This is a genomic window from Inquilinus sp. YAF38 (assembly GCF_052113205.1).
Taxonomy (GTDB): domain Bacteria; phylum Pseudomonadota; class Alphaproteobacteria; order DSM-16000; family Inquilinaceae; genus Inquilinus.
In genome coordinates, this window is the sequence record NZ_JBFRCU010000002.1 from 93101 (window position 1) to 102607 (window position 9507).

The 9507-nt window shown below is 69.6% G+C and carries 7 protein-coding genes and 1 pseudogene; 7 read left to right on the top strand and 1 reads right to left on the bottom strand.

Annotation, left to right across the window (positions count from 1 at the left end; genetic code table 11):
* Positions 1 to 167: 167 nt before the first annotated feature.
* Positions 168 to 1175, top strand: coding sequence for a LacI family DNA-binding transcriptional regulator (locus tag AB4Z01_RS01455; RefSeq protein ID WP_441689757.1), 1008 nt, complete (start codon positions 168 to 170; stop codon positions 1173 to 1175).
* A gap of 244 nt (positions 1176 to 1419) precedes the next feature.
* A pseudogene (locus tag AB4Z01_RS01460) lies at positions 1420 to 2283 on the top strand (IS4 family transposase); the annotation flags it as partial.
* A gap of 562 nt (positions 2284 to 2845) precedes the next feature.
* Here the strand turns inward: AB4Z01_RS01460 and AB4Z01_RS01465 are convergent.
* Positions 2846 to 3877, bottom strand: a complete 1032-nt coding sequence (locus tag AB4Z01_RS01465; protein WP_441689759.1) for a LacI family DNA-binding transcriptional regulator — start codon at positions 3875 to 3877, stop codon at positions 2846 to 2848.
* Positions 3878 to 4027: 150 nt separating this feature from the next.
* On the opposite strand from AB4Z01_RS01465, the gene AB4Z01_RS01470 reads away from it, so the two are divergent.
* From AB4Z01_RS01470 to AB4Z01_RS01490, 5 genes are all read left to right on the top strand, one after another.
* Positions 4028 to 5113 carry a fatty acid desaturase family protein gene (locus tag AB4Z01_RS01470; protein ID WP_441689762.1) on the top strand — a complete coding sequence of 362 codons (1086 nt, stop codon included), beginning with the start codon at positions 4028 to 4030 and terminating at the stop codon, positions 5111 to 5113.
* A 17-nt stretch (positions 5114 to 5130) separates the two neighbouring features.
* Positions 5131 to 5445 (top strand): MocE family 2Fe-2S type ferredoxin, encoded by a 315-nt coding sequence (locus AB4Z01_RS01475; RefSeq protein ID WP_441689763.1) that lies wholly within the window; start codon positions 5131 to 5133, stop codon positions 5443 to 5445.
* A 7-nt stretch (positions 5446 to 5452) separates the two neighbouring features.
* Positions 5453 to 6673, top strand: a complete 1221-nt coding sequence (locus AB4Z01_RS01480) for an NAD(P)/FAD-dependent oxidoreductase (protein ID WP_441689765.1) — start codon at positions 5453 to 5455, stop codon at positions 6671 to 6673.
* Between the two features lie 126 nt (positions 6674 to 6799).
* Entirely contained in the window at positions 6800 to 8389 is a 1590-nt protein-coding gene (locus AB4Z01_RS01485) for an ABC transporter substrate-binding protein (protein WP_441689767.1), read from the top strand.
* A gap of 4 nt (positions 8390 to 8393) precedes the next feature.
* The gene (locus AB4Z01_RS01490) at positions 8394 to 9506 is read left to right on the top strand and encodes a serine hydrolase domain-containing protein (RefSeq protein WP_441689769.1); all 1113 of its coding nucleotides are present in this window, start codon (positions 8394 to 8396) and stop codon (positions 9504 to 9506) included.
* Position 9507: the final 1 nt, after the last annotated feature.

Here is a 9507-nt window from a genome sequence, read left to right on the forward strand (position 1 = left end):
TTAACAATCAGATTGCTTCGTTTCGATGCTGATGATGGAAGCCATATGATTGAAAATCTGTCAACGGCAATTGCACATGCCAGCCGAACAGGGCCTCCCCGGTTCAGTTTGACCTTGCAGGCGCAAATCCGTATTGATGCTTAAGCCATCAAACGAGAGGGGATTGGATGCGGCGCGGCAGCTGGCAGGGCCCCACCATCGCCGAGATCGCGGCAGAGGCCGGCGTGTCGACCGCGACGGTCGACCGCGTGGTCAACGGCCGCGGCGGCGTGGCCGCGGACAAGGCGCAGGCGGTGCTGGCCGCGCTGGAGCGGCGGCAGGGCCCGTCCGTCGCGGCCGCGGCGCCGTCGATCCGGCTGGGCTTCGCCTGCGATTCGGGCCAGACCTTCACCGCCACCCTGGTCCAGGCGCTGGAGCGGGTCGCGGCGGAGGATCCGGGGCTGGGCCTGGAGATTTTCACCCAGCCGACGGCCGAGGTCGACCCGCCGGACTTCGCCGAGCACCTCTCGGCGATGCTGTCGCGCTGCGACGGGCTGCTGCTGGTGGCGCGCGAGCATTTCGCCATCAACCGGGCGGTCCAGGCCGCGGACGGCAAGCCAGTGGTCTGCCTGACCACGGACCTGCCCGGATCCGGCCGCATCGCCTATGTCGGCATGGACCAGGAGCGGGCGGGGTCGACCGCCGCCTGGCTGATGGGCCGGCTGACCGGCGGGCGCCCGGGGCGGATCGTGCTGGTCGCCAGCGCGCCCTATCGCTGCCAGGAGGAGCGCGAGATCGGCTTCCGCCGCGTGCTGCGTACCGAATTCCCGACCCTGTCGGTCGAGGAAAGCATCAATTCCAGCGACGATCCCGATTTCGCCTACGCCACCATGCGCGAGATCCTGGCGGCGGGGCCGGCGCCGCTCGGCGTCTACAACACCGCCGGCGGCAATGTCGGCATCGCCCGGGCGATCGCCGAGGCCGGGATGACCGGCAGCACGGCCTTCATCGGCCATGAGCTGAACGAGAACTCCGCCCGGCTGCTGGAGGAGGGCGGCATGGATGCCGTGCTGAGCCACGACGTGGCGGCCGAGCTGCGCCAGGCGGTCGCGATCATCCGCGGCCGGCTCGCCGGCGTTCCGCTGCCGGAAGAGGCGCCGGCCCGGCCGCTGATCGTGACCAAGTACAACCGGTAGGCGCGGGCGGGCTGCCACTCCCCTCCTTTCGTCATCCCCGCTTTCGCGCTAGGGGATGTACATAAGTGCCATGTCTGTTTGCGGTGCGTCGCGTTGACTCAGGCGCACGGACGGGGTGGCGCCGGGACTGGCGCTCATGATTCCTATATTCGCACGCTCGACGACGGGAGTGCGGCATGGAAACGGTCTTGGGTCGGTTTGGGGATCATCGCCTCGATAAAGGGGGGCGCTGCTCCTCGAACGCATGGTGCAATTGGGCACGAGTTGCCTGCGTCGTCTGTCCCAGGGCAACAAGACGGTCGAGATCCGCTTCGGCCGGCTGCTGCGTCATCCGAAGGTAACGGTGGAGCGCCTTGTTGCCGGTTGGAGCGAGGGCACGGCAGCGGCGGTTGCGGGTCGGCATGTCCTGGCGATCCAGGACACGAGCGAGCTGAACTTCCGGACCAGCAAAGGCCGCGACCGCGGGCTGGGCGCGATCGGCAAAGGGGTCGGCCGGGGCCTGCTGCTGCACCCGATGATCGCGCTCGATGCCGGGACCGGCGCGTGTCTCGGCCTGGTCGGCGGCAGCCTGTGGAGCCGCGAGCCGCCACAGCCGGGTGCTTCGGCTCCGAAGAAGAACAATGCCCGCCGGCCGTTGGCAGAGAAGGAGTCGCGGCACTGGGTCGAGACCGCTCAAGCGGCCAAGACGGTGCTGTCCTCGGCCACGACCGTGACCATGATCGCCGATCGCGAGGCCGACCTCTACCCGCTCTGGGCGTCGATCCCCGAGGCCCACATCCATGTGCTCGGCCGGATCTTCCATGACCGCAAACTGCCGGGCGGGGGCTCGCTTTATACCGTCTCGGCCCCCTGGCCGGTCCTGGGACGGCGCACCATCGCCATTCGCGAGCGGCCCGATCGGCCCGCCCGTGTGGCCGAACTCGAAGTGCGGGCAGGCACGATCACCATCCCCCGCCCACAGGAACCCCGCACGTCCACGCTCCCCAAGCAGGTGACCCTGACCTTGCTCGAAGTGAGCGAGCCGGCGGCGCCCGCCGGCGCCGAGCCCCTGCTCTGGCGCCTGCTGACCAGCCATGCCGCCCCCGATGCCGATGCCGCCTGGCAGATCGTCGACTGGTACCGCGCCCGCTGGACCATCGAGCAGTTCTTCCGCATCCTCAAGCAGCAAGGGCCTCCGCGTCGAGGACAGCCAACTCGAAACCGCCGACCGGCTCCTCAAGCTGGCCGCCATCGCCACCCGCGCCGCCCTCGTCACCCTGCAACTCACCCAGGCCCGCGACGGTCAGGACTGCTTGGACAGCGCCCTCGTCTTCTCACCCGCCGAACTCGACACTCTCGAAGCCGTCAATTGATCTTACGCAAGATCAAGCCCGACCCGTCCCAACCCATATCGAAGCCGCAGTCTGCCATGGGCCGCTTGGGTCATCGCCCGCCTCGGTGGCTGGGACGGCTCTCGCACCAAAACCGCCAAACCGCCCGGTCCCATCACCTTCAAGCATGGCCTCGACATCCTCAAAACCATGGCCGCTGGCTGGGCTCTCCGCGATATGTACATCCCCTAGCGCGAAAGCGGGGATCTCTGCGGAACTGGGACGAGATCCCATGTCTGCGCCGCAGCACTTCGTGCCGCGTCGCGCACGGGATGACGATTCCTTTGGGTGGCTCTTGGCCTAGATATTCTCCGACACATACAGCTCGAACGGCACCAGGATCTGGCCCGGCGGCTCGGGGGCGGGTGCCTCCATCGCGCGCACCATCGCGTCCACCGCCCGCGCGGCGAGGAGTGGGGTCGGGGTCGAGATCACCGCGGTCAGCACGCCGTCGATCAGGGCGGCGCGGGTCTTGGCCGTCAGCTCGTTGCACACGATCGCCACCGGCGCATGGGCCGTCTCCTGCCGCGCCGCGTCGATCACGCCCTCGGTGCCGCCGCCGCAGATGTAGAGACCGACCAGGTCGGGGTTCCCGGCCATCAGGTCGTGCGTCGCCTCGCGCGCGATCCGCGCATCTTCGAGGTTGATCAGCGGCTCCAGCAGCCGGAACTCCGGCGCATGTTCGCGGAAATAGGAGCGGAACGAGATCTCCGCCGTCTCCTGGCACAAATAGCGGTGGCTGCCGACGATGATGCCGACCTTGCCGGGCGCCCGCGCCGTCTTCGCCACCATCCAGGCGGCGGTGCGGCCCTCCTTCCGGTTGTCGCGGCCGATATAGCCGGCCCGGTCCTCGGCCATCAGGTCGGTCACGATGGCGAAGACCGGAACGCCGTCGCGCCGCAGATCGGCGATCGCCTCCGACACATGCGGATGGTCGACCGAGACCACGGCCAGCGCGTCCACCCGGGCCCCGACCCGGCGCAGCGCCTCGACGATGGTCGCCGGCGACAGCTCCTCCATGAACTCGACCACGGCTCGGCCGCGCACCGCGGTACAGGCGGCGGTGGCGGCCTGAAGGTCGGCGGCGAGCTGCTGGTAGAACGGAACCTGCCGTTTCTGCAGCAGGAAGCCGAAGGTGCGGACCGGCAGCTCGCCCCGCAGCCGCTGCTGCAGCAGCGTGGTGGCGTGGTAGCCGATCGCCTCGGCGGCCCGTAGCACCCGCTCGGCCGTGCCCTCGCGCACCGGGTGGCGCTGGTTCAGCACCCGGTCGACGGTGGCGACGCTGACGCCGGCCGCCGCGGCCAGGTCGGAAATGGTCGGGCGCCTGCTCATCCTGCTTCCGCTGTCAGATCCGATCACGGCAGCCTGCCACGGGATGATGGAAAATGATAGATTCTATCATCATCGCATTGAGGCCGGCGGGGCCGCGGGTTACGCTCTCTCCAGATCCGCCGCCAAGCGGAAGCGGTGCAGGAGGACGCCATGCCGGGAGAGATCGGCCGGAGGGACTACAGCCTAGTCGGGGCGGAGGGCCGGCGCGCGGTCGAGGCCGGGCTGGCCGGCGCCGCCTGGTACACCAGCCCGATCCCGCGCAAGGAGATGAAGGAGCTGATGCGCCGGACCGACGGGCCGGCGATCCGCGACACGCTGATCTGGTTCGCGGCCCTCGCGATCACCGGCGGGCTCGGCGGGTTCTTCTGGGGCAGCTGGTGGGCCGTGCCGTTCTTCGCGGCCTATGGCGTGCTGTACGGCTCGGCCTCGGACAGCCGCTGGCACGAATGCGGCCACGGCACCGCCTTCAAGACGCGCTGGATGAACGACGCCGTCTATCACATCGCCTGCTTCATGATCCTGCGCGAGCCGACGGTCTGGCGCTGGAGCCACACCCGGCACCACACCGACACCATCATCGTCGGCCGCGACCCCGAGATCGCCGCGCCGCGGCCGCCCAGCCTGCTGAAAATCGCCCTCAACCTCTTCATGCTGAAGAGCAGCCAGGTCGCGATCCGCAAGCTGTTCGTGCATGCGGGCGGCCGGCTGACCGCGGAGGAGGAGACCTTCATCCCGGAGATGGAGCGTTGGAAGGTGTTCCTGGTCGCCCGGATCTACCTCGGCATCTTCGCCGCGGTGATCGCCGCCTGCCTGGCGCTGGGCAGCATCCTGCCCGCCATGATTGTCGGGCTGCCGACCCTCTATGGCGGCGGGATGGTCCTGTTCTTCGGCCTGACCCAGCATGCCGGCCTGGCCGAGGACGTGCTGGACCACCGGCTGAACAGCCGCACCGTCTACATGAACCCGGTGTTCCGGTTCCTGTACTGGAACATGAACTATCATGTGGAGCACCACATGTTCCCGATGGTGCCCTACCACGCTTTGCCGAAGCTGCATGCGGCGATGAAGCATGACTGCCCGCCGCCCTATCCGAGCTGCTGGGCCGCCTATCGCGAGATCATCCCGACCCTGCTGCGGCAGCTGCGCGACCCGCGCCACCATGCCGTGCGGCGGCTGCCGAATGGCGCGTCGCCCGGCCCGGCGATCGGGACAGCACAGGCCGTGCCGGCCGAATGACCAGGGAGATGGAGAGCATGGACGGCTGGATCGCGGCCTGCGCGGCGGACGAGATCGACGAGGAGGACGTGATCCGCTTCGACCATGGCGGCCGCACCTTCGCCATCTACCGCACCGAGGACGACCGCTACTTCGCCACCGACGGGCTGTGCACGCATGAGCAGGTGCATCTCGCCGACGGGCTGGTGATGGGCACGATCATCGAATGCCCGAAGCACAATGGCCGCTTCGACTTCACCACCGGCGCCGCCAAGGGCGCACCGGTCTGCGTCGCGCTCGCCACCTATCCGGTGAAGGTCGAGGGCGGGCAGGTCTTCCTGCGGCTGGGCTGACGGGCCAATGGCCAACCCCGGAGTGGTGATCGTCGGCGCCGGCGAGGCCGGGGCCCGGGCGGCGGCAGCGCTGCGCGAGGAGGGCTGGGACGGCCCGGTCACCCTGATCGGCGGCGAGATCCACCCCCCTTATGAGCGGCCGCCTTTATCCAAGGCCACCCTTCTGGACGAGGCGGAGCCGGTCGCGACCACCGTGTTGGACCGCGACCGCGCCGCCGCGCTCGGCATCGACCTTGTCCTGGGCACCGAAGTCACGGCGATCGACCGCGCGGCGCGCGCCGTGGTCCTGGCCGGCGGGCGCCCCCTGCCCTATTCCCGGCTGCTGCTGGCGACGGGGGCGCGGCCGCGGCGGCTGACCCTGCCGGGCCATGAACAGGCCCTGTATCTCCGCCGCTTCGACGATGCGCTGGCGCTACGGCCGCTGCTGCGCCCCGGAGTGCGGCTGGCCATCATCGGCGGCGGCTTCATCGGGCTGGAGCTGGCGGCGGCCGCGGCCGCACGCGGTTGTGCCGTGACCCTGGTCGAAGCCTTGCCCCGCATCCTGATGCGCGGCGTCCCGGCCGGGATCGCCGCGGTGATCGCCGATCGGCACCGCGCTGCCGGAATCGACCTGCGCACCGGCATCGGCATCGCCCGGATCGAGCCGGACGCCGTGGTTCTGGCCGATGGCAGCCGGATCGCGGCCGATGCGGTGATCGCCGGCATCGGCGCGGTGCCGGAGACCGCGCTGGCCGAGGCCGCCGGCCTCGCGGTCGACAACGGCATCGCCGTCGACGCGACGCTGGCGACCGCCGATCCGGACATCTTCGCGGCCGGGGACTGCGCCGCCTGCGCCCATCCGCTGTATGCCGGCCGCCGCATCCGGCTCGAGGCCTGGCGCAACGCCCAGGACCAGGGGGCGCTGGCCGCGCGCAACATGCTGGGCCGCGGCGAGGCGATCGCGGCGGTGCCCTGGTTCTGGTCGGACCAGTACGAGCTGACGCTGCAGATCGCCGGCCTGGCCGACGAAGGGCGGACGATCGTCGCGCGGGACCTCGGCGACGGGGCGCAGCTGCTGTTCCACTTGGCGGCGGATGGAAGGCTGGTCGCCGCCAGCGCCGTCGGGCCCCTGGGCAAGATCGCCCGCGAGATCCGGCTGGCCGAGATGCTGATCGCCCGGCGCGCCGCCCCCGATCCCGACGCGCTCGCCTCGCCGGCGGTCCGGCTGAAAACCCTGCTGGCCGCCTGAACCAAGTCCCCTGAGGTCGCTTGACAGGCTGAAACGGCTTCTCCCATAGTCGAAAAAATTAGCGTTTAGGAAAAATCGTTGCCGGCTCCGGCCCGGCAGCGCGATGCAATGGGCAGGGAGAAGATGATGGCGATGCTGAAGCGTCGGCTGGTTGCCGCGGTCGCGGTGGTGCTGGCGGCAGGGGCCGCGCCGGCCGCGGCGAAGACGCTGGTCTATTGTTCCGAGGCCAGCCCCGAGAGCTTCAACCCGATGTTCGCCAGCGCCGATTCCACCATGGATGCGGTGGCGCGGACGATCTATGACCGCCTGGTGCGGTTCAAGCCCGGCACCACCGAGGTCACGCCGTCGCTGGCCGAGAAGTGGGAGGTGTCGGATGACGGGCGCATCTACACCTTCCACCTGCGCTCGGGCGTGGCGTTCGAGCCGAACGCCGCCTTCACCCCGACCCGGCCGCTGAACGCGGACGACGTCGTCTATTCCTTCGCCCGGCAATGGCGGGCCGACAACCCGTTCCACGCCCTGGGCGGCTCCGGCTACGAGTATTTCGAGGCGCTTGGCCTGGGGGCCATGCTGCAATCGGTCGAGAAGGTCGACGACCTGACCGTGCGCTTCACCCTCAAGGCGCCGAACGCCACCTTCCTGGCCACCGTCGCCCTGGATTTCGCGTCGATCCAGTCGCTGGAGATGGCCGAGGCGATGGTGGCGAAGGGCACACCGGAGGTGCTGGACAACACGCCGGTCGGCACCGGGCCCTTCGTGCTGCAGGCCTATGACCCGGATTCCCGCATCCGCTTCAAGGCGAACCCGCATTACTGGGACGGCAAGCCGCCGATCGACACGCTGGTGTTCGACATCGTGCCGGACGCCACCGTCCGTGTGTCCAAGCTGCAGGCGGGGGAATGCCAGGTCACCACCCAGCCTTTGGCCACGGCAGTGCCGGATTTGAAGAAAGACCCGGCCATCGAGGTGCTGCAGCGGCCGGGCGACAATCTCGGCTATCTCGGCTTCAACATCGAGAAGAAGCCGCTGGGCGACGTCCGGGTGCGGCGCGCCCTGGCCATGGCGCTGAATCGCCCGGCGATCGTCGAGGCCGTCTACCAGGGGGCCGGCACGCTGGTGAACTCCGCGCTCTCGCCGGTCGAATGGGGGGCGGCCAAGGATCTCAAGGGCTATCCCTATGATCCCGCAGCCGCCAAGGCGCTGCTGGCCGAGGCGGGATATCCCGACGGCTTCCCGCTGTCGCTGTGGGCGATGCCGGTGTCGCGGCCCTACAACCCCGACGCCCGCCGCATGGCCGAGATGATCCAGGCGGACTGGGCCGCGATCGGGGTGAAGGCCGAGATCGTCAGCATGGAATGGGGCGCCTATCTCAACCGCACCCAGGCGGGCGAGCATGATGCGCTGCTGCTGGGCGGCACCAGCGACAATGGCGATCCGGACAACACCCTGACCTTCGTCCTGGCCTGCGGCGAGCAGAACCGCATGAAGTGGTGCGACAAGCCCTTCGACGACCTGCTGAACCAGGCCCGCGCGCTGACCGACCAGGCGAAGCGAGCGGCGCTGTACGTCAAGGCCCAGACGATCGTGGAGGAGCAGGTGCCGCTGGTGCCGATCGCCAGCTCGATCGTCTCGATGCCGATTCGCAAGGGCGTGCTGAACTACGTGCTGGACCCGTTCGGGCGCCAGAATTTCGCGAAGGTCGATCTGGCGGAGTAGCGCGATGGCGGGAGATCTGCAGGCGCGGATGCAGGGCATCCTCGACGCCTTCGTGGCGCAGGGCATCGCCGGGGTGTCAGCCGCGGTGGTGGCGGGCGGCGGCGCGCCGGTGACGGCCGTGGCCGGCCTGGCCGATCGCGAGCGCAGTATCCCGGTCAGCCCTTCGCATCTGTTCAAGAACGGCAGCTGCACCAAGACCTTCGTCGCCGCCACGCTGATGCGGCTGGCCCGGGCGGGCACGGTGCGGCTGGACGATCCGGCGGCGCGCTGGTTTCCGGACCTGCCGAAGGGCGACCGGATCCGCGTGCGCGACCTGATCAACCACCGCAGCGGCCTGCCCGAGTTCGAGTTCGACATGCCGATGACCCCCGGTCTCCAATGGACGCCGCAGGCGATCATCGACCTGGCGTTCCGGGCACGGCCGCAGGACGAGCCGCACCGGGTCGCGAGCTACAGCAACACCGGCTATGTCCTGGCCGGCATGGTGATCGAGGCCGCGACCGGCGACAGCCTGGCCAGCCAGATCCGCCGCCAGGTGCTGCAGCCGCTGGGCCTGTCCGACAGCTTCTGCGCCGCCGGCGAGGCGTATCCGGAGGAGCGGCTGGCGCGAGGCTATTACCATCGCCCGCCGCCGGCTGCGGGCGCTGCCCTGTCGCTGGAGCAGGGCGGCGAGATGTGGGCCATGGACGGAATCCTGCCCTATTCGGACGAGCTGCAGGATTCCACCGACGTCTTCCCGTTCTCCGGCGCCTATGCCGCCGGCGACATGGTGTCGACGCCGCGGGACATGGCGCTGTTCCTGGACGGTCTGTTCGGCGGCCGCCTGTTCGAGGCCGAATGGCTGGCGCAGATGGCGGATGACCGCTGGCCGGCCGGGTTCCCCGGCACCCGGATGCGGGAATCTGGGGCCGGGCTGTTCCTGTCGGCCTATGCCGGCCGGCAGACCCTGGGCCACCAGGGCAGCATCCCCGGCTACGTCTCGCTGATGCAGCACCACCGCGACAGCGGGGTCAGCGCGGCCCTGCTGACCAACACCGGGGCCGGCAACCGGCTGAGCTTCCGGGCCTCCGGCCTGCACTGGGCGTTCGACCAGATCCTGGAGGCGGCCCTCGCCTGAG